Source organism: Synechococcus sp. CC9605 (genome assembly GCF_000012625.1).
In the GTDB taxonomy this organism is placed as follows: Bacteria; Cyanobacteriota; Cyanobacteriia; order PCC-6307; family Cyanobiaceae; genus Parasynechococcus.
Window position 1 is genome coordinate 1,636,497 of sequence record NC_007516.1, and the last position, 23,631, is coordinate 1,660,127.

Annotated in this window: 24 protein-coding genes and 1 tRNA gene; 11 read left to right on the forward strand and 14 right to left on the reverse strand. The window is 60.6% G+C overall.

All coding sequences use genetic code 11. The annotated features are described in order from the left end of the window. Positions 1 to 18: 18 nt before the first annotated feature. The 4 genes from SYNCC9605_RS08970 to SYNCC9605_RS08985 are packed head-to-tail and all read left to right on the forward strand — an operon-like array spanning position 19 to position 4,002. Complete coding sequence (locus SYNCC9605_RS08970; RefSeq protein WP_011364752.1) at positions 19 to 1,023, forward strand: lytic transglycosylase domain-containing protein; 1,005 nt, start codon at positions 19 to 21, stop codon at positions 1,021 to 1,023. Positions 1,024 to 1,066: 43 nt separating this feature from the next. Further along, positions 1,067 to 1,738 (forward strand): hypothetical protein, encoded by a 672-nt coding sequence (locus SYNCC9605_RS08975; RefSeq protein WP_011364753.1) that lies wholly within the window; start codon positions 1,067 to 1,069, stop codon positions 1,736 to 1,738. Positions 1,739 to 1,766: 28 nt separating this feature from the next. Next, positions 1,767 to 3,092: an O-acetylhomoserine aminocarboxypropyltransferase/cysteine synthase family protein gene (locus tag SYNCC9605_RS08980; RefSeq protein WP_011364754.1), complete on the forward strand. Its 1,326-nt coding sequence runs from the start codon at positions 1,767 to 1,769 to the stop codon at positions 3,090 to 3,092. A 16-nt stretch (positions 3,093 to 3,108) separates the two neighbouring features. Beyond that, entirely contained in the window at positions 3,109 to 4,002 is an 894-nt protein-coding gene (locus SYNCC9605_RS08985) for a homoserine O-succinyltransferase (RefSeq protein WP_011364755.1), read from the forward strand. Between the two features lie 25 nt (positions 4,003 to 4,027). Here SYNCC9605_RS08985 and SYNCC9605_RS08990 read toward each other — a convergent pair whose 3' ends face one another. Further along, a complete protein-coding gene (locus tag SYNCC9605_RS08990) occupies positions 4,028 to 4,345 on the reverse strand; it encodes a hypothetical protein (RefSeq protein ID WP_011364756.1) in 318 nt (105 codons plus the stop codon). A gap of 59 nt (positions 4,346 to 4,404) precedes the next feature. On the opposite strand from SYNCC9605_RS08990, the gene SYNCC9605_RS08995 reads away from it, so the two are divergent. Further along, positions 4,405 to 4,989 (forward strand): alpha-ketoglutarate-dependent dioxygenase AlkB family protein, encoded by a 585-nt coding sequence (locus SYNCC9605_RS08995; RefSeq protein ID WP_011364757.1) that lies wholly within the window; start codon positions 4,405 to 4,407, stop codon positions 4,987 to 4,989. Here the strand turns inward: SYNCC9605_RS08995 and SYNCC9605_RS09000 are convergent. After that, the gene (locus tag SYNCC9605_RS09000) at positions 4,980 to 5,894 is read right to left on the reverse strand and encodes an AEC family transporter (RefSeq protein ID WP_011364758.1); all 915 of its coding nucleotides are present in this window, start codon (positions 5,892 to 5,894) and stop codon (positions 4,980 to 4,982) included. The genes SYNCC9605_RS08995 and SYNCC9605_RS09000 overlap by 10 nt on opposite strands. A gap of 472 nt (positions 5,895 to 6,366) precedes the next feature. Here SYNCC9605_RS09000 and SYNCC9605_RS09010 point away from each other — a divergent pair, with 472 nt between their 5' ends. Together SYNCC9605_RS09010 and SYNCC9605_RS09015 are read left to right on the forward strand one after the other, a co-directional pair. Further along, complete coding sequence (locus SYNCC9605_RS09010) at positions 6,367 to 6,756, forward strand: AbrB family transcriptional regulator (protein ID WP_006849603.1); 390 nt, start codon at positions 6,367 to 6,369, stop codon at positions 6,754 to 6,756. A gap of 119 nt (positions 6,757 to 6,875) precedes the next feature. After that, on the forward strand, positions 6,876 to 7,190 hold the full coding sequence (locus tag SYNCC9605_RS09015; RefSeq protein ID WP_156783088.1) for a hypothetical protein: 315 nt from the start codon (positions 6,876 to 6,878) through the stop codon (positions 7,188 to 7,190). A gap of 27 nt (positions 7,191 to 7,217) precedes the next feature. Here SYNCC9605_RS09015 and SYNCC9605_RS09020 read toward each other — a convergent pair whose 3' ends face one another. Genes SYNCC9605_RS09020 through SYNCC9605_RS09035 form a run of 4 tightly spaced genes read right to left on the reverse strand, consistent with a single transcriptional unit; the run spans position 7,218 to position 10,883 of the window. Then, on the reverse strand, positions 7,218 to 7,961 hold the full coding sequence (locus tag SYNCC9605_RS09020) for an amino acid ABC transporter ATP-binding protein (RefSeq protein WP_011364760.1): 744 nt from the start codon (positions 7,959 to 7,961) through the stop codon (positions 7,218 to 7,220). Next, positions 7,958 to 8,932 carry an amino acid ABC transporter permease gene (locus SYNCC9605_RS09025; RefSeq protein WP_011364761.1) on the reverse strand — a complete coding sequence of 325 codons (975 nt, stop codon included), beginning with the start codon at positions 8,930 to 8,932 and terminating at the stop codon, positions 7,958 to 7,960. Before SYNCC9605_RS09025 ends, SYNCC9605_RS09020 begins: the two co-directional genes overlap by 4 nt. Continuing rightward, positions 8,932 to 9,822: an ABC transporter permease subunit gene (locus SYNCC9605_RS09030; protein WP_011364762.1), complete on the reverse strand. Its 891-nt coding sequence runs from the start codon at positions 9,820 to 9,822 to the stop codon at positions 8,932 to 8,934. The genes SYNCC9605_RS09025 and SYNCC9605_RS09030 overlap by 1 nt, the downstream gene beginning before the upstream one ends. After that, positions 9,822 to 10,883: an amino acid ABC transporter substrate-binding protein gene (locus SYNCC9605_RS09035; RefSeq protein ID WP_011364763.1), complete on the reverse strand. Its 1,062-nt coding sequence runs from the start codon at positions 10,881 to 10,883 to the stop codon at positions 9,822 to 9,824. The genes SYNCC9605_RS09030 and SYNCC9605_RS09035 overlap by 1 nt, the downstream gene beginning before the upstream one ends. Positions 10,884 to 10,964: 81 nt before the next feature. Between SYNCC9605_RS09035 and SYNCC9605_RS09040 the strand changes: the two genes are divergently transcribed. Beyond that, positions 10,965 to 11,297 carry a hypothetical protein gene (locus tag SYNCC9605_RS09040; RefSeq protein ID WP_257928999.1) on the forward strand — a complete coding sequence of 111 codons (333 nt, stop codon included), beginning with the start codon at positions 10,965 to 10,967 and terminating at the stop codon, positions 11,295 to 11,297. On the opposite strand, the gene SYNCC9605_RS09045 is transcribed toward SYNCC9605_RS09040, so the two are convergent. Both SYNCC9605_RS09045 and SYNCC9605_RS09050 read right to left on the reverse strand, forming a co-directional pair. Then, positions 11,276 to 12,838, reverse strand: a complete 1,563-nt coding sequence (locus SYNCC9605_RS09045; RefSeq protein WP_011364764.1) for a SulP family inorganic anion transporter — start codon at positions 12,836 to 12,838, stop codon at positions 11,276 to 11,278. The two genes, SYNCC9605_RS09040 and SYNCC9605_RS09045, sit on opposite strands and share 22 nt — an antisense overlap. A gap of 30 nt (positions 12,839 to 12,868) precedes the next feature. After that, entirely contained in the window at positions 12,869 to 14,182 is a 1,314-nt protein-coding gene (locus SYNCC9605_RS09050; protein WP_257929000.1) for an FAD-binding oxidoreductase, read from the reverse strand. Here SYNCC9605_RS09050 and SYNCC9605_RS09055 point away from each other — a divergent pair. Both SYNCC9605_RS09055 and SYNCC9605_RS09060 read left to right on the forward strand, forming a co-directional pair. Then, a complete protein-coding gene (locus tag SYNCC9605_RS09055; protein ID WP_011364766.1) occupies positions 14,123 to 15,220 on the forward strand; it encodes a sirohydrochlorin chelatase in 1,098 nt (365 codons plus the stop codon). The genes SYNCC9605_RS09050 and SYNCC9605_RS09055 overlap by 60 nt on opposite strands. A 403-nt stretch (positions 15,221 to 15,623) precedes the next feature. After that, positions 15,624 to 15,890 (forward strand): DUF2811 domain-containing protein, encoded by a 267-nt coding sequence (locus SYNCC9605_RS09060; protein WP_041435715.1) that lies wholly within the window; start codon positions 15,624 to 15,626, stop codon positions 15,888 to 15,890. On the opposite strand, the gene SYNCC9605_RS09065 is transcribed toward SYNCC9605_RS09060, so the two are convergent. From SYNCC9605_RS09065 to SYNCC9605_RS09090, 6 genes are all read right to left on the reverse strand, one after another. Next, positions 15,871 to 17,514, reverse strand: a complete 1,644-nt coding sequence (locus tag SYNCC9605_RS09065; RefSeq protein ID WP_011364768.1) for a GMC oxidoreductase — start codon at positions 17,512 to 17,514, stop codon at positions 15,871 to 15,873. The two genes, SYNCC9605_RS09060 and SYNCC9605_RS09065, sit on opposite strands and share 20 nt — an antisense overlap. Before the next feature lie 59 nt (positions 17,515 to 17,573). Then, positions 17,574 to 17,650 (reverse strand) — tRNA-Met (locus tag SYNCC9605_RS09070). A gap of 45 nt (positions 17,651 to 17,695) precedes the next feature. Continuing rightward, positions 17,696 to 18,664: an asparaginase gene (locus tag SYNCC9605_RS09075; protein WP_011364769.1), complete on the reverse strand. Its 969-nt coding sequence runs from the start codon at positions 18,662 to 18,664 to the stop codon at positions 17,696 to 17,698. A 17-nt stretch (positions 18,665 to 18,681) separates the two neighbouring features. Beyond that, positions 18,682 to 19,176, reverse strand: coding sequence for a CGLD27 family protein (locus tag SYNCC9605_RS09080; RefSeq protein WP_011364770.1), 495 nt, complete (start codon positions 19,174 to 19,176; stop codon positions 18,682 to 18,684). A gap of 11 nt (positions 19,177 to 19,187) precedes the next feature. Then, positions 19,188 to 19,544, reverse strand: a complete 357-nt coding sequence (rsfS, locus tag SYNCC9605_RS09085; protein WP_011364771.1) for a ribosome silencing factor — start codon at positions 19,542 to 19,544, stop codon at positions 19,188 to 19,190. Next, positions 19,537 to 20,172: a DUF3318 domain-containing protein gene (locus SYNCC9605_RS09090; RefSeq protein WP_011364772.1), complete on the reverse strand. Its 636-nt coding sequence runs from the start codon at positions 20,170 to 20,172 to the stop codon at positions 19,537 to 19,539. The genes rsfS and SYNCC9605_RS09090 overlap by 8 nt, the downstream gene beginning before the upstream one ends. 104 nt (positions 20,173 to 20,276) lie before the next feature. Here SYNCC9605_RS09090 and carB point away from each other — a divergent pair, with 104 nt between their 5' ends. Then, a complete protein-coding gene (gene carB / locus SYNCC9605_RS09095) occupies positions 20,277 to 23,600 on the forward strand; it encodes a carbamoyl-phosphate synthase large subunit (protein ID WP_011364773.1) in 3,324 nt (1,107 codons plus the stop codon). The last annotated feature ends 31 nt before the right edge of the window (positions 23,601 to 23,631 follow it).

Sequence of the window (23,631 nt, forward strand, 5' to 3'; positions counted from 1 at the left end):
CAGCGCCCCTGCCCCACCATGCGCAGCCGCAATGTGCTTGCTGTCTCGGCCATCACGGCGAGCCTGCTGACAGGGCTCTGGCTTAGGCCAAAACAGCCGCATGGCGCAGCCGAAGTGGTTGTTTCCAATCCAGTGGTAACTGAGCCACTGGTGACTGAGCCAGGGGTGAAATCACCTGTGCTGCTTCCTGCCCAGGCCAGCCAACCGAAAACCAAAGACGGCCGGCAGTACCCCCTTGTGCCAGCTGAGCCAGCCGAGCTTGCAACACTGCTGGCGGCCGTTGAACAGGCGCTGCGGGATCCCGCCACGGCGGCCGAGGCCCTGCCCGATCTCGGCCATCAACAACAGGTGATCTATCGGGTCTTGTCGACGGACCAACCCAGATCTCAGCAGGTGATCAAGGCTCTACCTCCGCGCTGGCGCAGCGTGGCGGAACGCCACCTGGCAGCACGGCGTGAATTCGTTCGCATGAGCCGCGGCCGTGGACCGACGATGCTCCCCGCCTGGCGGATCATTCAGCCCGAACCAGCGGCGAATCTGCTCAGCTATTACCGCAAGGCCGAGGCAGCAACAGGGATCGAATGGGAGGTTCTAGCGGCCGTGAACCTTGTGGAAACCGGCATGGGACGCATCGACGGCATCTCTGTGGCCAATGCCCAGGGCCCGATGCAGTTCCTGCCCACCACCTGGGCCGAACCGGGAATTGGCGCCGGGAACATCCGCGATCCCCACGACGCCATCCAGGCAGCAGCGCGTTATCTGGTGAGACGGGGCGGACTGCAGGACATTCGCCGCGGCCTCTGGGGTTACAACAACAGCGATTACTACGGCCGCGCCGTGCTGCTCTATGCCTCACTGATGAAGGAGGACCCTGCCGCCTACACCGGGTTGTATCACTGGGAGATCCACTTCAATGCAGCGGCCGGTGATCTTTGGCTGCCGGTGGGTTACAACCAACCGCAGCGCATCACGGTTGAAGAGCATCTGCAAGCCAACCCAGCCAGCAGATCACCAAACGGGTGAGCATCGACACCTACGCTGAGACCTGGCGTGAACCAGGAAGCGGGTGTCCAAGGAAACCTCCCATCGCGGTGATGAACTGAAGGGTCTCGGTTGGGCCGAGGCTGATGTGGCTCGCTACGTCGAGCTGTGGGAGTACCGACAGCGCTGGGGGGCCATGAATTTGGAACGGGAGGATCGGCTGTTCCTGCGCAAAGCCGAAAAAGCTCTGCCGGCAATTGTGACTGGACGGGCCGCCGCCAAGAAGTTAATCAAAGACAAGACCTACTACCGCTGGCTGCGCTTCCATCTCGATGCGATGACCGAAGCCGAGGCGGGGATGGGCCTTGGCGACGGTGAACGCGGAGCATGGCCGGTGCTGCTGGAGGCTGAACTCCGTTTGCTCGACCATTACGAGCCCGTGCTCGGCTTGCCCGACACGTTGAAGGCCAAAGCCCTCAGCCCTGTGCGTGAAAAGCTCACGGCCCAAGTGGCTGCTCTCGGCAACACCAAGGCCTACGACTTCCAGGCGCCCCTGATTGCGCTGAAAGCTGAAGACAGCAGCAACCGCTGGAAGCATCTGCGCGGGGTGGATGCGAGTGATCGCACCTATCCGTTGCTAAGCGCCGATGGGGTGGCTGGATTCCGCAGCGAAGCGCACCGCGACATTCAGGCCGTGATCCGTAGCACGTTCCCTTCTTTGGCGGAAACCGACAAACCCGAGCTCTCTGACGACTAGAACTGGGGCAGTGGCCCCGCCGAAGACCATGTCTCACCGCTTCGAGACCCTGCAGCTGCACGCCGGGCAGTCCCCGGACAGTGCAACCAACGCGCGGGCGGTTCCGATCTATCAGACCAGCTCCTACGTCTTCAATGACGCCGAACACGGAGCCAACCTCTTCGGTCTGAAGGAGTTCGGGAACATCTACACCCGCCTGATGAACCCCACCACCGACGTGTTCGAGAAACGCGTTGCCGCCCTTGAAGGCGGGGTTGCTGCACTGGCGACAGCCTCAGGCCAGTCGGCACAGTTCCTGGCGATCACCAACTGCATGCAGGCAGGAGACAACTTCGTTTCAACGTCTTATCTGTACGGCGGCACCTACAACCAGTTCAAGGTGCAGTTCCCGCGCTTGGGAATCGACGTGCGTTTTGCCGAAGGCGACGACGTCGCGAGCTTTGCAGCACAAATCGACGTCAACACCAAGGCGCTCTACGTGGAAGCGATGGGAAATCCCCGCTTCAACATTCCCGACTTTGAGGGTCTTTCAGCGCTAGCCAAGGAGAAAGGCATCCCCTTGATCGTCGACAACACCCTGGGAGCCTGTGGAGCTCTGATGCGCCCTATTGACCACGGCGCTGATGTGGTCGTTGAAAGTGCGACCAAGTGGATCGGGGGCCACGGCACCAGCCTGGGGGGCGTGATCGTGGACGCCGGCACGTTCAACTGGGGCAACGGCAAGTTCCCGTTGATGAGCCAGCCCAGCGCGGCGTATCACGGCTTGGTGCACTGGGATGCGTTTGGCTTCGGCAGTGACGTCTGCAAAATGCTGGGCCTTCCGGATGATCGCAACATCGCCTTCGCCCTGCGGGCAAGGGTGGAAGGGCTGCGGGATTGGGGGCCGGCCGTCAGTCCGTTCAACAGCTTCCTTCTGCTGCAGGGCCTGGAAACTCTGAGCCTGCGTGTTGAACGCCACACCGAAAACGCCATGGCCCTAGCCACCTGGCTCCAGGACCATCCCGCCATCGCCCATGTGAGCTATCCCGGTCTGGCCAGTGATCCTTACAACGCTGCCGCGAAGAAATACCTGACAGGCCGCGGCATGGGATGCATGCTGATGTTCTCCCTCAATGGCGGCTACGACGATGCGGTTCGCTTCATCGACAGCCTCAAGCTGGCCAGCCACCTCGCGAATGTGGGCGATGCCAAAACGCTGGTGATTCACCCCGCGTCAACGACCCACCAGCAACTGAGTGAGGCTGAACAAGCCTCTGCTGGCGTGACCCCCACGATGGTGCGGGTCTCGGTTGGTCTTGAGCACATCGACGACATCAAGGTCGACTTCGAACAGGCCCTCGCCGTTCTCAGCTGAATGACGTCACAGCCCCATGGCGCTGATTCTTCCTGGCAGTTACCACAAAATCGCGGAGGTTGAACGCAACCGGATCTCCTGGATTGAGCCTGAACAGGCTGAACGCCAGGACATCCGGCCCCTGCGTATCGGCATCTTGAACATCATGCCGCTGGGCAAGCAGTACGAGTTCAACCTGCTGCATCCGCTGGGCCTATCGGTGCTGCAGATCGAACCGATTTGGATTCGCCTCAACTCCCACGCCTACAAGAGTTGGGATCAGAACCATCTCGACCAGCTCTATGTGAGCTGGGATGAAGCCTTGTCCCAGGGTCCTTTGGATGGCTTGATAATCACCGGTGCCCCCGTGGAACACCTGCCTTTTGAACAGGTCAGTTACTGGAACGAACTGGTCCAGTTGATCGAGGAAGCGCGCAGCACCTGTGCCAGCACGCTCGGACTGTGCTGGGCCGGTTTCGCCCTCGCCTACCTTGCGGGCGTCGACAAGGTGGCCTTCCAGCAGAAGCTGTTCGGGATCTACCCGATGCGCAGCCTTGTGCCGGGGCATCCATTGATGGGAACCCAGGACGACCATTTCGTCTGCCCCCAAAGCCGTCATGCCGGACTGCCGGATGCTGCGATGGAAGCCGCCGAACGGGACGGGCGTCTTCGTTTGCTCGCCCATGGCGAACAGGTGGGCTACACCATTTTCGAGACACCGGATCAGCGGCAGCTGATGCACCTCGGCCACCCCGAATACAACGTGGGACGAATCCTCGGAGAAATGGATCGCGACCGAGCCCGCGGAGATGTTCCGCCGCCCGAAAATTTCGATGCGGCCCAACCCCAGACCCTCTGGCGCTCCCACCGAAATCTTCTGTTCCAGCAGTGGCTCTGGTTCTGCTATCAGCGGGTCAGCCTGAAGGCCTGATCAGGCTTGGCTGCAGCAGCACCCCTTAACCGTGTCGTTTCGGAGTGGGTTCCAGATTGGCCGAAGGCTCCTGAGCGACGGCATCTGGACGCTCAGCGGATTTGCGATTGAGTTCCCGCTCCAGCGAGGCGATGCGTCTCTCGCGAAGGCAATGACGGCATCCACCCAGGGTTTGAAGATGCTTTTCCGGTGTGATCGTGATCGGTTGAACCGGATGGGCGTTGCAACGGATTTGAACAGGACTCTTGTAACTGCGCCAGCGGATCAAGCTGTAATCGAATTGATCACCGAAGCGCTGCACAGCGCGCTTGAGGAATTCGTCTTGGGTGATTCGAGCTCCCATGCCACCGAATGTATGGGACAGTCTCGGGAACGAACCGACCTCGTCATCCGACGTCACGAATGACCATCCATCCAGCTGCAGCTGAAACGGACTGGTCCCTGCTTGAGGGTTGGCTGAAGCCGGATCTTGCAAGGCACTGGCAAACACAGCTTGAACAACAGCTCCAGTGGGAGCAGCCCGTCGTTCAGGTCTATGGCAAGCGCCACCCGGTCCCCCGAATGACGGTGTTTCTTGCCGATGAAGGAATTCATTACCGCTACAGCGGTGCCATTCACACCGGTGATGGATGGCCTGCATGGTTCAAGCCATTGCTGCACCAAGTGAATGAAGCCTGTGAGACCAACTTCAACGGATGCCTGCTCAATTGGTATCGCCATGGCGATGACCGCATGGGTTGGCACGCCGATGACGAACCGGAAATTGATCAGCGGGCTCCGATTGCCTCCCTTTCACTCGGGGCAACGCGGGATTTTCAGCTCCGCCACCGCGAAACTGCACATTTAAAAAGGTCTCTGCCGTTGGTCGATGGTGACCTTCTGGTGATGCACCCGGGCTGTCAGAGCCGATGGATGCACAGTGTTCCTCAGCGGCGCAAAGTGCAGAGCACCCGCATCAACCTCACCTTTCGCCGTTTTCAGAACTGAGACCGCAACAGCAAACCCCACGCGGGCGCTGTGATCAGGGCCAACAACGTGCTCCAAAACACCAGCCCAGCGGCACGCTCCTGATCAGCACCCACAGACTCTGCAATCAGCAACAAAGAGATTGCCGTTGGCGCGGCTCCTTGCAGAGCAACCGCCTGAACCATCAACGGCTTGAACTGGAGCAGAGACGCCAGCAGCAGAAGAAACAACGGATAGAGCAACAACTTGGCCAGCAGTGGCCTCAGCAGCTGCAGAGGACGTGCCACCGGAGCAATGCCCTGACGATGAATGCTGCCCAGGCGCATGCCCACCACCATCAGAGCCAGCACAATCACGCAGCGGGAAGGCCACCACAACGCATCGCCCACCGACGCTGACCAGGGAGTCATCAGAACCAGCAGAGCGCCGATGAGCCCTCGGGTTGCCGGACTGGCAGCAAGGTTGCTCAGCAGCCCTCGCAGCCGTTGAGAACCATCAACCTGTCCCCCGAGCAGCAACGGCCCCAGGCTCCAGGCCATCAGGGTCGCCCCCAGGTCGTAACCAATGACGATGGGCAGAGCCTCGCCGGGCAGGAAGGCCAGAGCGAGAGGAACTCCGAAATAGGCCGTGTTTCCGGTGCAGCTGCCAAGCCGCAGCGTGGGGGACGCCAGCTCAGCCAATCCAGGCAGGCGAGCGGCTCCCACCAAAACAAGGCTCATTGCGAGCACCGCAAGACCCGCAGCCTGCAACATGTCGCTGCTTAGGCCACCCTTCAACAGCAGCCCCATCACACTGATCGGTACACCGAACCGCACCAGTGGTGAGGCCAAACGGGTGGACAGGGTTTGATGTCGTCGACCAGCCCAGAACCCAATCAGAAGAGAGGGCACAAGCTCCAGCAAAAACCGAAGAATTGGCTCCTCCATCAGACAATTCGACCCTAGAAAGCTGAGGTGACTGATGACTCGGCCCGAGACCTAATCTGACGTCCGATCGGCCGCGTGGATCCAGCTATTGCAACCAGCTTCACGCCATCGCATTGTGCGCAGTGATCAATCAGAAGATGGGCTGACACGGCAGCGCTTTGACAGCTACGACGCTGCCTACGATGAACTTGAGCGTTACTACGGCGATTTTTGCTGCTCTGATGATGATCGTGTCGAGTACTCGATCGTTTCTGAACCCTCAGACACTCCGGAGGTTTGAACCACTGAGGGGGCGTCAACATCAACCCGTCAAGCTTCATCGCAGAGGGACAGTCTCAAAAGCCAGACCACAGAGACGCATCCCTAGATTGCCAGCTTTCAAACCACTAAGCCTTGGCAATATCGGCTCGATTGATTGACATCTAGCCAGCCAACCAGTTATGAACTATGTATCCATTGAGACGCATTTGAAATGCTGACTGGTTCCGAACTGCTTGCCAAGGTCAAAGAACTTGGAGATGTTTCCAAATCCGATCTGGTGCGAGCTTGCGGATACGTCTCTGACAAGAAAGATGGTGGTGACCGCCTGAATTTCACTGCGTTCTACGAGGCTCTGCTCGAGGCCAAGGGCGTCAATCTGAGCAGCGGTGGTGCTGCGATTGGAAAAGGCGGTCGCAAGCTGAGCTACATCGCCAAGGTGCAGGGCAATGGCAATCTGCTGATCGGTAAGGCTTACACCGCCATGCTGAATCTGGAGCCCGGTGATGAATTCGAGATCAAGCTTGGCAAGAAAGCCATCCGTCTGATCCCCACCGGTGCAGCTGCGGAGCACAGCGAAGCTGCTGACCAGGTTGACGAGTGATCAACTGATCCATCACTTCAATTTGAATGCCTTTCAGCCCCTCCCATCCCAGGAGGGGTTTTTTTAGGCAACGAAGCACCCAGGGCCGTCCCGCAGCCACGCTGGGGCTGGCATCAATAATGCTGCTCGGTAAAGTGAGCCCGAGTGGAGCGACAGGCTTGAAATCCTTCAGGGCAACAATCGCTTCGTTCCTGAGCAATACGTTTCTTTTGGGGGGCTCAGTCGCCCTGTCCATCCACATCGTGCTGACCTTTTTTCGGATGCACGGACTGGTGCTGACCCTCGCTTTTGTGGCGTTTTGGCTGATCAGCGTGACGGCCTACTTCCTATGGCAGGAGAAGCAGTCGGTGCCTCGGACTGTCAGAAAAACGTCGACGCACGACGAGCAGAGCCGAAAGCCCACTGAGGCTTGGAAAGAACGACAGTCAGCCTGAGGCCCTGCACGAGGTTGTGCAAGTCCTTTAGTGCTGCATCTGATTGAGGAACCTGCGGCTGCGTTCTTCCCTGGCATTGCTAAAGAACGTCTCTGGATCGGAGGTCTCCACCACCTGGCCCCGATCCATGAACATCACCCGATCCGCCACCTCACGGGCAAAGCCCAGTTCGTGGGTGACCACCACCATCGTCATGCCGCCTTTGGCCAACTGACGCATGGCATCCAACACTTCTTTCACCCGCTCCGGATCCAAGGCGCTGGTGGGCTCGTCGAACAGCATCACCTCAGGATCCAACGCCAAAGCACGGGCGATCGCCACCCGCTGCTGCTGACCACCACTGAGCTGCGCCGGGTACTTGTGGGCCTGCTCTCGAATGCCCATCTGGTCAAGGAGCTCCATGGCCCGCTGCTCGGCAGCCGCCTTGGCACGCTGTTGCACCTTGATCGGGGCAAGGGTGATGTTGTCGAGGATGGAAAGGTGGGGAAACAGGTTGAACTGCTGAAACACCATCCCCACGCGCTTGCGAATCGCCCGCACCTGACGTTCCCCATGGGTGGCATCCAAGGGAACCCCGAGTACATCAAGAGCTCCGCCATCCAGCGACTCCAGACCGTTGAACGTGCGGATCAGCGTGCTCTTGCCGGACCCGGAAGGACCCATCACCACGAGCACTTCGCCGCTGTTCACCTCAAGGGTGACGCCGTCGAGAGCTCGAACCCCTTGGGAATAGCTCTTGACCAGATCAGTGGCACGAATGGCGACAGTCATAAGGCGGAGCGGGCAGGGTCAAGCTGAACTTCCAGGTGGCGGGCCAGCAGCGCCATGGCCGTACACGCCAGCCAGTAAACCGCAGCAAGCCAGAGATAGACCTCCAGATAGCGACCGATGAATGCCGGATTCGCCAACAGGCTGCGGCTGATGCCCAGCAATTCCACCAAACCGAGAATGGCCATCAAGCTTGTGTTTTGCAGCAGACCCACCGCCTGGTTGGTGAGCGACGGAAGCGCGACCCGCAGCGCCTGCGGCAGCACCACCAATTGCAGCGATTGACGGGGCGACAGCCCCAGCACGGCTGCAGCCTCCCGCTGGGTGGGAGGAATCGCCTGCAGTCCACCACGCACATCCTCTGCGATGTACGCCGCTGCAAACAAGGCGAAGGCAACAACCGCCCGCAGAACCCGATTGATTTCAAGCCCTGGCGGCAGGAACAACGGAATCAGCAGTTGTCCAAAGAACAAAACCGCAATCAACGGCACAGCCCGCATCAACTCGATGTAAGCGGCGCTGCTCCAACGCAACACCGGCAGATCACTGCGCCGACCGAGAGCAAGAAGAATCCCCAACGGAAGTGCCAAAGCACCACTGCCTCCTGTGAGCAGCAGCGTGAGCGTGAGACCGCCCCAACTGCGCGTCCCCACCGGCAACAATCCCAAACCTCCGGCCAGAAGCCACAGTCCCAGCGGTGCCATCACGATCCAGAGCAATGGCAACCAGCGGCGAACCCAACCACGCTTCGGACCGACGAGGGTCAGCAGCGTGAGGGTGATCAATGCAGCCATCCACAGCAGCGGACGCCAGCGTTGATCCGCTGGAAAACTGCCCACCGCATACAGCGGCAGATTTGTGGTCACCACAGACCAGTCGGCCGCAACCAGCAGCCAATGCAGCATGGACCAGCCAGCCCAGCCCATTAGAGCCAGCAGCAGCAGGGTGATTCCACGGTCCAACCAACGGTTCATTAGCGGCTCCTGTTCAGACGACCCAGCACGGCACTGTTGAGGACAGCCATGCCACCGCTGATCAACAAATTCAGCAGCAGAAAGCTGAGCAGTAGCAGCAGGAAGCCTTCAATCGCATGGCCGGTTTGGGTGATGGTGGTGTCACTGACGGCGTAGAGATCGGCGTAGCCCACGGCAATCGCCAGGGTGCTGTTCTTGGCGAGATTGAGGTATTGACTCGTCAACGCAGGAAGAATCGCCGGCAGCGCCTGCGGCAAAACAATCCGACGCACACCAAGCCCTTCCCCAAGCCCAAGGCTACGGAAGGCCTCCCACTGGCCCCGTGGCACCGCATTGATCCCACCACGCACGATCTCTGCAATCGACGCACCTGTGAACACCGTGAGCCCGACAAGAACCGCACAAAATTCAACGCTGAGATTCAGACCCAACAGCTGAATGCCCTGATTCGAAAGCCGGATCAATCCACCGACAGGAACAGATGGAAGGCCAAGGAAGGCGACGAAATACCAGAACAGCAGCTGCAGGAGCAGAGGAACCTGACGAATCAAGGCCACATAGCCCCCGCCCAGGCTGCGCAGATGTCGGTTGCTGCTGCTGCGGGCTGCACCAGCAGCAACACCCAGGACGGTCGCCAACACCAGCCCTGCCGCGATCACCTTGAGGCTGTTCAGCCATCCGATGGTCAGAGCCCAGAGGTAGCTATCGGATGGGGCATAGGGGAGAGCTGTTTCCGCCAGAGCAAAACCAGCGGGTCGGCCCAGCCAGCCAAAACCAAGACCCAGACCCGTCCGGATCAAATTGACCGCCAGATTGTTAATCAGCAAAGCCAGCAGGCCGATCAGAACGGCGGCGACACCAACCTGAACCAGGAGACGACGCTGCCGCATCAAGTGAACGGTGGGGAAATCATCAAACCACCTTCACCGGCCAGGCGGTTCGCTCCCCGGGGAATCGCCACGGCACTGTCCAGTCCGAGATGACGGTTGTAGATCTCGCCATAGTTGCCGGTAGCACGGATCACCTGAACGACAAAGTCATCGGCGAGTCCGAGTTTGCGACCCAGGCCTGGATCCACACCCAGGAAACGCCGCAGCGAGGTCTGGGAGGGATCGGCTGCGGCTTGCTTCACCACCGCATCCACATTCGCTTGGGTGATGCCCCGTTCCTCGGCTTCGATCAGGGCGTTGACCACCCAGGTCATGGCATCACCCATGGGCTGGTCCCCCCCCACCACAGCTGGAGCCAGAGGCTCTTTGCTGATCCGGTCATCAAGGATCTGATGCGCTTGGGGATCACTGAACCCTGAGCGCGCCGCCGCCAGTTGCGAACGATCAGATGTCATAGCTTCGCAGCGCCCCTGGAGGTAGCCGCCCACCACCTGATTGAGATCCTGATACTTGATCGGTGTGTATGGAAGCCCCTGGGAGGCGAAGGCGTCGTTGAGGTTTTGCTCGGTCGTGGTGCCCGAGCCCACGCAAATGGACTTGCCGCTTAAATCCGCCAGTGAGCGCACTCCGCTGGCAGCATTCACCATCAGGCCCTGTCCGTCGTGGAACACCACAGGCCCGAAGCGCAGTCCATTGCCCCCCATTGCATCGCGGCTGAGGGTGTGGGTGGTGTTGCGGGACAACAGATCGATCTCGCCCGATCGCAGGGCCGTGAACCGCTCGGGCGCGGTTAAAGGCCGGTATTGAACCTTCTCAGCATCACCAACGAAAGCCGCAGCCATGGCACGGCAGATGTCGACATCCAGGCCGGTGTAACGCCCATCAGGATTGAGAAAACTGAAGCCTGGGATCTTGCCGCTCACTCCGCAAAGCAACTCGCCGCGCGCCTTGACCAGATCGAGACGAGAGCCAGCTGCGCTGTCCAGTGACGCGCAGGATGCAAGAAACGAGGACAACCCGGCCAACGCAACGATCAGAACACGAGAACTGGTTCGGAACATCAGCGTTGGGACGAATCGGGTGGGATTGTCCCAGATCCCGAGCACATCTCCCACAGCCGACCTACGTTCACGGCAATCAGCATGGCTGCAATGAAGGTCTGGGCCTGCCTTTTGGCCGGACTGATCGCTGGAATCACGGCTCCCGGTGCTCTCGCATGGGACAAGCATGACCGTGGGACCTACAACAACAAGATGGCGCTGTTGGGCTTTCTTCTCGAGAGTGCTCAGCAGCGGGCTGGCAGTGATGTTCAGACCCTTTGCCTTTTGATGAGCATCAGCAAGGACGTCACCGAGCGGTACGTGGCGACCAACCCCGAGGACGTGCAGATTCAGCAGAGGCTCATGGCGATGCGCCAGGACCTCAGGGCCTGTCTTGCCAACCAAGCCGAGGCTCATGCATGGGCTGATTCCTGACCGCCGATCCGCTCGAACAGATCAAGGCTTTCCTCGTTCAGGCCAATCACGCTGACAACAGACCCACCGCTGCGGTATTTCCGGATGACCTGATCCAGAGCAGCCACGCCGCTCTGGTCCCATATGTGGGCTTGAGAGAGGTCAATCGTGATGCGCTCGGGATGGTCGTGAAGGTCGAATCCCTGGAGGAAATACACCTTGCTGACGAAGAACAGCTGCCCCTGCACGCGGTACAGGCGCTCCAGATCACTAACCTCGACGGCTTCCACCTGAATCACCTTGGCCACCTTGCGGCTGAACAGAATTCCTGCCAGCGCTACACCAGCCAGCACGCCTAAGGCGAGGTTGTGCGGGGTGGTGAGCATCGTGACGGCGAAGGTTATCAGCATCACCGAGGTGTCGCTCTTGGGGATGCGACGCAGGTTGCGCAGACCGTTGATGTCAGCGGTGCTGACAGCGATGCTGATCATCACGGCCACCAGGGCCGCCATCGGAATTTGCTTGAGCCAGGGCCCAGCCAGCAGGATCATCGCCAGCAGGCTCACCCCTGAGAACAGAGTGGACAGTCGCGTGCGACCTCCGTTGTCCACATTCATCACGGACTGGCCCACGAGGGCACAACCGGCCATGCCACCAAACAGGGACGAGACGATGTTGGCGATGCCTTGACCCCGTGCCTCAACGTTTTTGTTGGTGGTGGTGTCGGTCTTGTCATCGAGGATGTCCTGGGTCAGGAAGGTTTCCATCAGACCCACCAGGGAGATGGCCAAGGCGGTGGGGAGCACCAAGCCAAGGGTGTCCAAGCTGAAAGGAACACCTCCTTCACCGAAGGGGAGACTGAAGGAGGGCAGACCTGCAGGAAGGGTGCCGAGGCTGCTGACCGTGGGGATGTCGAAGCTGAATCCCAGGCTGATGGCGGTTAACGCAATGATGGCCACCAGCTGTGAAGGCACCACCCGGGTCAAACGGGGAAGGCCATAAATGATCACCAGGCCCAGCAGGACCAAGCCCCAGACGACGGGGATCTGGCCGCCATGGGGAAGCAACGACGAGGCCCCATGGTCACCATCTCCAGCGTGAAGGTTGAGGCCGAGCTGGGGCAGCTGGGCCTGAAAAATCAGCAAGGCCAGCGCATTGACGAAACCGCTCAGCACCCCTTGGGGAACAAAGCGCATCTGATAGGCAAGACGCAGATACCCCCAGAGGATCTGCAGCAGACCCGTCACCAACCCCGCCACCATCAGGTACTGGACGCCCAGGCCTGGCCCCCGGGCTTCACCGGTGGCCACAAGACTTGTCATCAACAGCGCCGTGGAGCCAGTGGCAGAGGTGATCATGGCCATGCGACCACCCACGACGGCGATGGTCAGCGACAGGCAGAAGGCTCCGAACAGGCCCACTTTGGGGTCCACCCCAGCGATCCCCGAGAAGGCAATGGCCTCAGGAATCATCGCGAAAGCCACCACCAGACCCGAGAGCAGGTCTTTGCTGGGGTTAGCCAACCACTGATTCGCCAGGGTTGGGTTGGATCGCTTGGCCATCAATGGATGCCGGTTAGCGGCGACCGTAAATCAGAGCGTCGGCAGGGTGCCTGCTGGATCCAAGCGCTGTTTCAGCTTTCGCAAGTCGGACAACCAAGGGCCGAACGCTGCCTCCAACTCCTTGTGATGGAAGGGCAGATGGTCATGAAACTGCGCCAGATGCACACCAGGGCAGACCGGCTGGAGGATCTGCCAGACCGCCTCCAACCAAGCAAGGCTGCGCCTCTGGCCCTGGGCATCTCCCGGAGTCCAGACGGCGGTGATCCATGGTTTCCACTCGGCATTGCGGTGCACGAACGAGCTGGTCTCCACGGCAGCCTTTTGCGTCGCCCCCCCAAGCTGCTGGCAGGCCAGGCTGCAAAACGGATGAGGACGGTGCTGCAGCAGACGGCGTAAATCCGGCATCAAAGCCCCCCAGAGCTCAGCAGCTGCGGGCCCCAGCAAACCAACCACCTCCGTATGAGATCGAGGAGGCATCGGGGCTGATCCCCGCAGGGGTGGGAGCTGATGCAGGCCTTCGATCTTCTGTGCATCGGTCCAAGGGGCATCGGCAATCCGGAGCAACTGCACCGCGTCAGCGCTCTCCCAATGCCACTGCAAACAGGCGCTGGAGTCGGTCTCTTCCGCCTGGAGCATGAGCTCAGGCAGTTGATCCGGAGACACCACGCATTGCTCCAGCCAAAGCGGCACAAGCGGCTGGGTGGCCATGCGCAGCGCGCTTACCACGCCCAGAAATGGCGCGGCACCACACAGGCCCCTCCACTCCAGCGATCCAGCATCGACCACACGAGACAACGCAAAGGGGCTGCCATCACCCCAGACCCCCTGGATCTCGAGCACTTGATCAACCGCGAGACCCAGCTGCCGGCTCAGCGGCCCCATGCCACCCGTGAGCACGTAGCCAAGCCCAGGCAACCCCGACAAACCCGCAGCCACGCTTCGGCCGTGGGGAAGTAAGGCCTCCAGCACCGCTCCCATGCGGCAGCCCGCTCCAATCCAGACCGACTGATCAGCGGGCTGCCACTCCAGACGTTGGAAATGGGTTTGAAGATCGAGGGTCCAGTGGTCAGCCACAGCGGCGCGAGATGTGGTGCCCCCGCCACAGATACGGAGCGGCCTGGGGCCGCTCCAGTTCTGAACCAAAGCAGCCAACTCCGCTGGTCGGGGGGAGAGCAGACCGGATCGCCGCGCATCAGCCGCCTGCGCACTGAAGAAAACGGGACGGTCTGAATCCATTGCGATGCGACCGATATCATCAAACCATTGGAACAGCAGAGCGACCTTTTGGCCGAACAGCACGCGGAAACCGGCAACGAGCGTCTTGGCGTTCTGATCTGCGGCCACGGCAGTCGCAACCGACTGGCCGTTGAAGAGTTCGCCCAGATGGTGGACGCCCTGCGGCCTCGGCTCGCCCCGATGCCGGTGGAACACGGCTACCTGGAATTTGCCCGTCCCATCCTTCGCGATGGCCTTGAAGCCCTGCGGCAGAAAGGCGTTACCAAGGTGCTGGCTATACCAGCCATGCTTTTCGCCGCAGGGCATGCCAAGAACGACATCCCCTCGGTTCTGAACACCTACACGGCCGAAACGGGTTTACCGATCGATTACGGCCGGGAACTGGGAGTGGACCGGTTGATGGTGTCGGCCGCCGGAGCCCGCGTTCAGGAGTGCCTGGATGCGGCGAAGCACGACGTTCCCCTGGCCAAAGCCCTGCTCGTGGTGGTGGGTCGAGGCTCCTCGGATCCAGACGCCAACTCCAACGTGGCCAAGGTGACGCGGTTGCTGGTGGAAGGATTTGGTTTCGGCTGGGGAGAAACGGTGTACTCGGGCGTGACCTTCCCCCTGGTGGAACCGGGGCTGCGTCACGCCGTGAAACTGGGCTTCCGCCGGGTGGTGGTTGTGCCCTATTTCCTCTTTTCAGGGGTTCTGGTGAGCCGAATCCGCCAACACACCGAGCTGGTGGCTGCCGATCATCCCGAGGTGGATTTTCTCTCTGCGGGCTATCTGGGCGACCACACCCTGGTAGTGGACACCTTCAAAGAACGTGTCGAGGAGGTGTTGCGGGGGGACACCGCCATGAACTGCTCGCTCTGCAAGTACCGCGCCCATGTGCTGGGCTTCGAACAGGACGTGGGACGCGCCCAGGAAAGCCACCACCACCATGTGGAAGGCCTTGCGGAAAGCTGCACGCTCTGCGAATTGGAGTGCACGGGTGCCTGCCAACCCGACGGCATCCCGATTGCCCATGACCACAGCCACCCTTCAGAGCACAGCCATGGGTCAGACCACAGCCATGACCACCACCACCCCCCTTATCCCCACGCCGATCACCCCCTTGGGCCGGTAACGCTGCAACGCAGAAGCGACACTCCTAAGAATTGAGTCCATAACCCTTAAGGGAAACCGTTTCTCAGTCACCAATGACACGGTTCTCGAAAGCGACAGCAGCGACGAAGCAAAGATCAGGTTTTCTTATAGAAATTGCTCCACCAAGGTTCACCCTCTTTTTCCCCAAAAAACAACGGAGTTTTCCACAGGCTGACATTGGCTTGCCGGCTGTGACGGTCAACCTGTGAATTTCCGAGGGGATCGTTCCGCCGGGTTGACAGACCGTCTATTCGGCCTAGGTCAACCCAGCTTCGACATTTTCCTTGCGCTCAAACCCAGTCACAGCCTGCTGTCTCATCTCGTCTCACCCGCAATTCAACAAATGGCGACGGCTTTGACGCAAGCACCCGTTGTGTGGCTTTCTTGGAGGGCGTTGGACAGGGACAGGCTGGAAGGAATGAATCGAAATCACCTTGAGCGATGCCATGAAAAGGGGACCACTGAGCGCGGTACTGCTGCAAAAGCCAGCTACGTGAGCCTGGAAACGGAAATCCCCGAGGTGCTCTATCGAGGCATGAAGGACTTCCTCGGGGAGAACCCCACCTGGGACCAATACCGCGTGATGAGTTCTGCTCTTGCCCACTTTCTGTTTCAGAACGGCTGTGACGACCGCGCTGTAACCGAGCGCTATCTCGACGATCTGTTCATCCGCCCCGACCACTGAGGGCCAACAGGCAGGCCCGACGGCTCAAGGCCATCATTGTCAGCGTTGGGCTTTGCCAGGCTGACGTGGGCCAGCAGGCACCATCCACCACCAGAACGTTGGGAGCTCCCCAAAGACGGTTGGAGGAATCAACAACGCTGCTAGTCACACTGGCCCCCATCGCAGCCCCACCCACCTCGTGGATGTAGTAGCCAGGGGGGGCTGCACCGTCAGACAGCGCAACAGCTCCTCCTAGGAAAGGCTCAACCAAGGGCAGGTGGAAGAGGTCTTTGATCGATTTGGCTTCGCCTCCGGCGGCGGTAATGCAGGCCTGGATCGAGGCGCGCATGTGCCTCACCATGGCCAATTCATTGCTGCTCCAACGGCAAGCAATCGAGGGGACACACACGCCCCAGCGGTCCGTGCGCTCACTCAAGGTCACCCTGTTGTCAGCCCGCGGGAGAACTTCGCCATGACCAATCAGGAACCCGGTGATGCTCGAAGGGCAACGCCGTAACCATCGCGGCGGATCAAATCGTCCAATGCCACCCCAGAGGCCGTAGCCGCCCTGAAAATCAGCCGATGGCAGGTGTCGGCCAAAGGGAACAAAAAAGCTTCCAGCCCCCGTGAGCATCGGCTGTTCCCCCGGAACAGGCTCGGGGAAGGCAAAAAACTGCGATGTGGAGACATGGTCCATCAAGCGTGTGCCCAGTCGTCCTGAAGGGTCGTCCAAACCGTTGCTCTGTTCGCCACGATGGGAGCGCAACAGGATGGAGACGGTCTGAATCGTGGACGCAGCCAGGACCACGAGATCCGCCTTCAACTCCCTGCGGTTGCCATTGGATTGGTCAACGGCAACCACACCAATGGCTTTATCTCCGCCGGCATCCATCAACAGATGCTCGACCAAATGCGCAGAGAGCAGCTGGGTGCGTCCTGTGGCCATGGCGCGAGGAAGGCTGCTGCCGCGACTGCTGGAACGGGGCCAGGCGGGATCCTCTCCTTGCGGCGCCGGACCAAACCCCCTTGAGGGAATCACGGGATACCCCAACCGTTGCCGCACAGCATCTGCAAAACGCTGTTCCGCCGGCGTCGCCGCCAGAGCCGGTTGCATGTCGCCATCCGGCAGATGATTTAAACCATCACGCCCACCGTGAACACCCAGCCAGCGCTCCAGTTCGGCGTAGTGAGGAGTCAGCTCACCGCTGCGCAAAGGCCAACTGACCTGTTCACCCTCCACATCCACACCGGCCAGATCCTCATCCGAGAGACGCAGGGTGATGCCACCCCAGGTGAGGCTGCGGCCGCCAACCTGCAGGCCTCGCGTCCACAGAAACGGCTGATCCGCCGGGTGCTCGTAGGGATGCAGACGCTCGTCGGCATACAGACGAGGGTTGGCTTTCCAATAGCCGGGATGCTGGGACTGCTGGCGATGGCTGCCGCTGGTCAGGCCCACGATCCGCCGCAGCAGATTTCCTGGTTCAGTCCCGAAGGCCTGGTTGTTGCTGAGGTCAGGTCCTGCCTCCACCACGAGCACCCTCGCTCCTGCTTCGGCCAGGGTCATGGCGGCCACGCCGCCACTCGCTCCCGAGCCAACAACAATGGCGTCCCAGGGGCCATCGCAGTTCATGGAGCGACTGCTCATGGGGGTACGAAAGACAAAAAAAAATCTCCCGGAAGGGAGATTATTGATTCAATCAGATTTGGTGGCGGGGGGGAGATTTGAACTCCCGACCTTCGGGTTATGAGCCCGACGAGCTACCAGACTGCTCTACCCCGCGACAACCCAAAAATCATACATGTCGGTGTCGCAGGTGACAGCAAAGTCACGACTGCAAGGCACCGGACACGCTGAGTTTGACGCTTGGGTTCACAACCAGCACCTGCTCATCGAGCTCATCAAGCCCCATGGGTGTTAGCCACTCAAGTTGACGCAACAGATGCAGAGCAACCGCTTGCTTGGCACGACGGGAGCCGTCTTCCACCTTGATGGCTACTCCAAGACCTTCGCCAACGCGACTGAGGCATTGAATGCCCTCTGCACCGCCCTTGCTCAAGACCTGACCATGGCTGCGCCGCATCAGCTCGGTGTCGAAACGACCCTCACCGGCCACAAGGTCGGCGTGACTCAGCATCGCCCGACTGATCTGCTCGAGTTCGGCATGTTGTGAGGCACCGAGGTGGGCATAGAGCAAGGCCATCTGAGCCAACTGCAACACCAGGGTGGGAGCACCACAGTCATCCCGTTCGGCAACCAATTCCTCAGCAGGCAAGCCGATCAGTTCAGCGACCCTGCGGTTCACCTCAACCTGCAGCGGATGGTCCTGCTGCAGATAGGTCTCGATCGGCCAGCCCATCTTTCGGCTGGTGGCCAGGAAGGCAGCGTGCTTGCCGGAACAATTGTGCTGAAGGGGACTGTCAGCCCCATTCGGCACAGGGCATTGAAGTGATGAGCTGTCCAACTCCGCTTTCCAGAGCAACCGGAAGGCTTCCCGGGCGTGGGCATTGGTGCCCGCATGGGACGCGCAGCTGATGGCGATGCCCCGCTCATCAACATCCAGCTGGTCGGCTGTTCCACTGCTGAGGAACGGCAGGGCCTGAAAGGGCTTCAGAGCCGAGCGAATGAAACTTTCCAACCCGGCGTTCCCCGCCGACATCAACACCCGTCCTCGGCCATCACAGACAACGGCATGGACGCGGTGCACCGATTCCGTGATCGAGCCGCGTCGCAAGCAGACTTCCAAAGGGGCTGACCCGGACCGGGCTGCAGGGCTGAAGCCCGAAGGCAAAGTCATCGGACACCCCGATTGGTTCAGAGAGCCTGACAGAGACTGGCGCCGGCCAGCATCAAACCCGCCGAGGTGGCCATGGCTCGTCCCAGACGACCCAGGATCGGGCGAACCTCATGCCGGGCCACCAACAGATCCCGTTCCCGCCAGGACAGAGGCTTTTCCCAGGTCTGTCCGTCGTACCAGCCGGATTCCTCATAGTCGACGGACTCACGCAGAAGCCGCTGCATGACATAGGTCCAGCCCAGCCATTGCCGCACCAGCAACAGCAAAGGGAGCACAAGAGCGGCCACAGCGGCGGCTGCCAGAAGCCGGGGCGGGTCCTGCTTCAGGGTCCAGCTCCCACTGGCGATCAGGCTGCACACCGGCAGCATTAGCAGCCAAAAGCCCGTAAGGCGTTGCCCGAGACGAGGTTCTTGACCCGCTGGCCAGGAGAAGAACCATGACTCACAGAGTTGCTGGAATTCTTCAAGAGGCCGCTGCTCCGGTGGGACGGGGCAGGACACCGCTTCAGACATGGATCAAGCGGTTACTGCACCGACGGTAAGAAGGTTCGGCTTTCGCCGTGACTCCAGAAGGCCTCAAGGTCGTAGTAGCCGCGCTCATCGGGCATCAGCACGTGAACGATCACATCGCCGTAATCAAGAAGCGCCCAGCGACCCTCATTCAGCCCTTCTTTACGCAAGGGAAGCAGGGCTGCCTCAGTCTCCAGGCGATCTTCAACCGACCGGGCAATGGCACGCACCTGAACGTCGGACTGACCGCCTGCGATCACCATCCAATCCGCCAGGCTGGACACCTCATCGACACGGATCAGACGGATGTCGGTGGCCTTGCGGTCATCACAGGCATCGGCCACCAGTTCAGCAAGCTTTTCGCTATCCATAAACGTTCTCGCTGGTAACGGAGCTGCGTGAGCCCTCCTGTTGGGCCATTTCAGCTCTGGCCTTGCTGGCACTCTTGCGCAGCGCCTCAAGGCGGTCTTCGTAGTAGCTGCGGCGGCGCTTCTTGCGGGTCTTTTCGACCAGCTCCTTCAACGCGCCCCCAAGACTGCGATAGGCGTTCGGCACGCTGTACCCAAATCGGCAGGCCAGGTCGATCGCCCGCTCGTCGGCACTGATGGCGTCCTGCAGGCGTTTCTCGGAATTGTTCTTCAGGTAGAGCCGGTACCCCGCAAAGCCGGACAAGCCAAGGGCCATCAACAGCAGCAGGCCATCTTGAACCCACAATTCACCGATGGCACCACCCAGGCCGATGGCCAGAGCCGCCATCTCCCACCCATCCCGGGGAATAGTGTCGTTCTGGATCCGACCGACCTCATGCCAGAACAGCAAGTTCCGGTGATCCAACGCAAGGGCATCCCATTCATCGAGATCCACCTGGATCTCCACTTCATCCCTGCCAATCTCCTCAAGGGTGATGAGGGGAGGATCGACTGCAGCAGCTGATTCCACAAACACCCAGCTCTGCATTTCTGGTGGCAGCAGCCCCTTCAGGCGCTGGAGCTCACTCATTGCAACTCTGGTGCTGATCTTCCATCACCGTAGCGAGGCCAAGTCCCCTAGTTGGGGCGAGGCCGCGTGAGAGGCTTGATCTGTTTGGCCAAGGACGATTTCCCATGCCGAGGCGGTCTGATCTGCGTCGCATTCTCCTGCTGGGATCTGGTCCGATCGTGATCGGTCAGGCCTGTGAGTTCGATTACTCCGGAACTCAGGCCTGCAAGGCCCTCAGAGCCGAGGAATTCGAAGTCATCCTGATCAACTCCAATCCGGCGTCGATCATGACCGACCCGGAGATGGCGGACCGCACCTACATCGAGCCGCTCACGCCGGACGTCGTGACGCGGGTGATCGAAAAAGAGCGGCCAGATGCTCTGCTGCCAACCATGGGCGGGCAGACCGCCCTCAACCTGGCGGTCACCCTGGCGGAAAACGGCACCCTCGAACGCTTTGGCGTCGAGTTGATCGGTGCCGACCTCAAGGCGATCCAAAAGGCGGAAGACCGTCTGCTGTTCAAGCAGGCCATGGAGCGCATCGGGGTGAAGGTTTGCCCTTCGGGCATTGCCTCATCCCAGGAAGAAGCTGAAGCCGTGGGAGCCGCGATCGGAAGTTTCCCCCGGATCATCAGGCCCGCCTTCACCCTGGGGGGAAGTGGCGGGGGCATTGCCTACAACCCCGAGGAATATGCAGCGATCTGCAAGAGCGGACTTGAGGCGAGTCCGGTGTCACAGATTCTGATCGAGCAATCGCTCCTGGGCTGGAAGGAATTCGAGCTTGAGGTAATGCGTGATCTGGCGGACAACGTCGTGATCGTCTGCAGCATCGAAAATCTCGACCCCATGGGGGTGCATACGGGGGATTCGATCACGGTGGCTCCCGCCCAGACCCTCACGGACCGGGAGTACCAGCGGTTGCGCGACCAGTCGATCGCCATCATTCGGGAGATCGGCGTCGCAACGGGCGGCAGCAACATCCAGTTCGCGATCAATCCCGACAACGGCGACGTTGTGGTGATCGAAATGAATCCCAGGGTGAGCCGATCATCGGCCCTGGCCAGCAAGGCCACCGGTTTCCCGATCGCCAAGATCGCCGCTCGCCTCGCCGTCGGCTACATCCTCGACGAAATCCTCAACGACATCACCGGCAAGACGCCTGCCTGCTTCGAGCCGACGATTGATTACGTCGTCACCAAAATCCCCCGCTTCGCCTTCGAAAAATTCCGAGGCAGTCCGGCAGTACTCACCACTTCAATGAAATCGGTGGGAGAAGCGATGGCCATCGGCCGCTGTTTCGAAGAGTCGTTCCAGAAAGCCATGCGTTCCCTGGAAACCGGGTTCTCGGGCTGGGGAGGCGACCGGGAAGAACCGGAGCTCACTGATGGTGAGTTGGATCGTCAGCTGAGGACCCCCTCTCCGGAGCGCATCCTCAGCGTGCGCACAGCAATGGTGCGAGGACGCAGCGATGAGGAGATTCATCAGATCAGCAGGATTGACCCATGGTTCCTCGCCAAACTGCGTCGGATCATTGAGGCGGAGGCCAGGCTGATCAAAGGCAAAAGCCTGGATCAGCTGGATGCCGACAGCCTGTTTGAAGCCAAGCAGCTGGGTTTTTCAGACCGACAGATCGCCTGGCACACCAACAGCGACGAATTGTCTGTGCGTCAGCGGCGGCATCAGCTCGAGGTTCGCGCCGTCTTCAAAACCGTCGACACCTGCGCAGCGGAGTTCGCCTCCTCCACTCCTTATCACTACTCGAGCTACGAACGTCCCTTGCAGACCCTGCAGGCTGACGGATCCCTCAAGCCACTTCCCGCTTCAACTGAGGTGAGTCGCCGTGAGGGCGGCCGCAAGATGATGATCCTCGGTGGTGGACCCAACCGGATCGGGCAGGGCATCGAATTCGACTATTGCTGCTGTCATGCCTCCTTTGCGGGGCAGGACCAGGGGATCACCACAGTGATGGTGAACAGCAATCCTGAAACGGTATCCACCGATTACGACACCAGCGACAGCCTCTACTTCGAACCGCTCACCCTGGAGGACGTTCTCAATGTGATCGAAGCGGAGCGTCCTGATGGCGTGGTGGTGCAATTCGGTGGACAGACGCCTCTGAAACTCGCGATTCCCCTGCTGCGCTGGCTGGACAGTGATGAGGGGCGCGCCACAGGCACCAGCATCTGGGGCACCTCCCCTGAATCGATTGACCGGGCCGAGGACCGCGAGCAGTTCGAAGCCATCCTCCGCGATCTGAACATCCGCCAACCTCGCAACGGCTTGGCACGCAGCGAGGAGGAAGCACGGGCCGTGGCCACACGAGTGGGCTACCCGGTCGTCGTGCGTCCCTCCTACGTCCTGGGCGGGCGGGCCATGGAGGTGGTGTTCGACGAAGAGGAACTCAACCGCTACATGCGCGAAGCCGTGCAGGTGGAGCCGGACCATCCGGTGCTGATTGACCAGTATCTCGATAATGCTGTTGAAGTGGATGTGGACGCCCTCTGCGATCACACCGGAGCTGTGATCGTCGGTGGGCTGATGGAGCACATCGAACCGGCGGGAATCCATTCCGGAGACTCAGCCTGCTGCCTGCCCGCGGTTTCCCTCGGCGAGGCGGCACTGAACACGATTCGTGAGTGGAGTCGCTCCCTGGCGCAAACGCTCGAAGTGCGGGGTCTTATCAACCTCCAGTTCGCCGTGCAGCGCAACACCGATGGATCTGAAGTGGTCTACATCATCGAAGCCAACCCCCGCGCCTCCAGGACGGTTCCCTTCGTCGCCAAGGCCACAGGTCAACCTCTCGCTCGCCTGGCAACCCGACTGATGGCGGGCGAAACCCTGACCGACATCGGCATGACCAGCGAGCCAAAGCCGCCGCTTCAGTCGATCAAGGAGGCGGTGCTGCCGTTCCGGCGCTTCCCGGGGGCAGACACGGTGCTCGGACCGGAAATGCGCTCCACGGGAGAGGTGATGGGATCCGCCAACAGTTTCGGCGCGGCCTATGCCAAGGCTGAACTCGGCGCTGGAGAAGCGCTGCCCACCCAGGGGACGGTGTTCCTCTCCACCCACGACCGTGACAAACAGGCTCTGGTGCCCATTGCCGCTCGGCTGATCGAACTCGGGTTCGATGTGACGGCCACCTCAGGCACGGCTCAGGCGCTCGCCAACGCCGGGTTGAAGGTGCAATCGGTGCTCAAGGTTCATGAGGGGCGCCCCAATATCGAGGATCAGATCCGCTCCAATCAGGTGCAGCTGGTAATCAACACACCGATCGGCCGTCAAGCTGCTCATGACGACAAGTACCTGCGTCGGGCAGCGCTCGATTACGCCGTTCCAACGGTGACGACCCTTGCGGGAGCGCGGGCAGCGGTGGAGGCGATCTCTGCGCTCCAGCAACAGCCGAGGCTCAGCATCCACGCCCTGCAGGACGTGCACGCCATTCAGCGTTAGGCCACCGGTAGGGTTGCTGAAGCCACCTCAC

Excerpts from the sequence above, each read along its gene's own strand:
- SYNCC9605_RS09015 (WP_156783088.1), top strand. The coding sequence starts at position 6,876 with ATGCTGCTCGGTAAAGTGAGCCCGAGTGGAGCGACAGGCTTGAAATCC.
- SYNCC9605_RS09035 (WP_011364763.1), bottom strand. The coding sequence starts at position 10,883 with ATGTTCCGAACCAGTTCTCGTGTTCTGATCGTTGCGTTGGCCGGGTTG.
- SYNCC9605_RS09000 (WP_011364758.1), bottom strand. The coding sequence starts at position 5,894 with ATGGAGGAGCCAATTCTTCGGTTTTTGCTGGAGCTTGTGCCCTCTCTT.
- SYNCC9605_RS09040 (WP_257928999.1), top strand. The coding sequence starts at position 10,965 with ATGGCTGCAATGAAGGTCTGGGCCTGCCTTTTGGCCGGACTGATCGCT.
- carB (WP_011364773.1), top strand. The coding sequence starts at position 20,277 with ATGCCGAGGCGGTCTGATCTGCGTCGCATTCTCCTGCTGGGATCTGGT.
- SYNCC9605_RS09030 (WP_011364762.1), bottom strand. The coding sequence starts at position 9,822 with ATGCGGCAGCGTCGTCTCCTGGTTCAGGTTGGTGTCGCCGCCGTTCTG.
- SYNCC9605_RS08970 (WP_011364752.1), top strand. The coding sequence starts at position 19 with ATGCGCAGCCGCAATGTGCTTGCTGTCTCGGCCATCACGGCGAGCCTG.
- SYNCC9605_RS08990 (WP_011364756.1), bottom strand. The coding sequence starts at position 4,345 with ATGGGAGCTCGAATCACCCAAGACGAATTCCTCAAGCGCGCTGTGCAG.
- SYNCC9605_RS09075 (WP_011364769.1), bottom strand. The coding sequence starts at position 18,664 with ATGACTTTGCCTTCGGGCTTCAGCCCTGCAGCCCGGTCCGGGTCAGCC.
- rsfS (WP_011364771.1), bottom strand. The coding sequence starts at position 19,544 with ATGGATAGCGAAAAGCTTGCTGAACTGGTGGCCGATGCCTGTGATGAC.
- SYNCC9605_RS09065 (WP_011364768.1), bottom strand. The coding sequence starts at position 17,514 with ATGAGCAGTCGCTCCATGAACTGCGATGGCCCCTGGGACGCCATTGTT.
- SYNCC9605_RS09045 (WP_011364764.1), bottom strand. The coding sequence starts at position 12,838 with ATGGCCAAGCGATCCAACCCAACCCTGGCGAATCAGTGGTTGGCTAAC.
- SYNCC9605_RS09060 (WP_041435715.1), top strand. The coding sequence starts at position 15,624 with ATGAATCGAAATCACCTTGAGCGATGCCATGAAAAGGGGACCACTGAG.
- SYNCC9605_RS09020 (WP_011364760.1), bottom strand. The coding sequence starts at position 7,961 with ATGACTGTCGCCATTCGTGCCACTGATCTGGTCAAGAGCTATTCCCAA.
- SYNCC9605_RS08995 (WP_011364757.1), top strand. The coding sequence starts at position 4,405 with ATGACCATCCATCCAGCTGCAGCTGAAACGGACTGGTCCCTGCTTGAG.
- SYNCC9605_RS08980 (WP_011364754.1), top strand. The coding sequence starts at position 1,767 with ATGTCTCACCGCTTCGAGACCCTGCAGCTGCACGCCGGGCAGTCCCCG.
- SYNCC9605_RS08985 (WP_011364755.1), top strand. The coding sequence starts at position 3,109 with ATGGCGCTGATTCTTCCTGGCAGTTACCACAAAATCGCGGAGGTTGAA.
- SYNCC9605_RS09080 (WP_011364770.1), bottom strand. The coding sequence starts at position 19,176 with ATGTCTGAAGCGGTGTCCTGCCCCGTCCCACCGGAGCAGCGGCCTCTT.
- SYNCC9605_RS09090 (WP_011364772.1), bottom strand. The coding sequence starts at position 20,172 with ATGAGTGAGCTCCAGCGCCTGAAGGGGCTGCTGCCACCAGAAATGCAG.
- SYNCC9605_RS09025 (WP_011364761.1), bottom strand. The coding sequence starts at position 8,932 with ATGAACCGTTGGTTGGACCGTGGAATCACCCTGCTGCTGCTGGCTCTA.
- SYNCC9605_RS09010 (WP_006849603.1), top strand. The coding sequence starts at position 6,367 with ATGCTGACTGGTTCCGAACTGCTTGCCAAGGTCAAAGAACTTGGAGAT.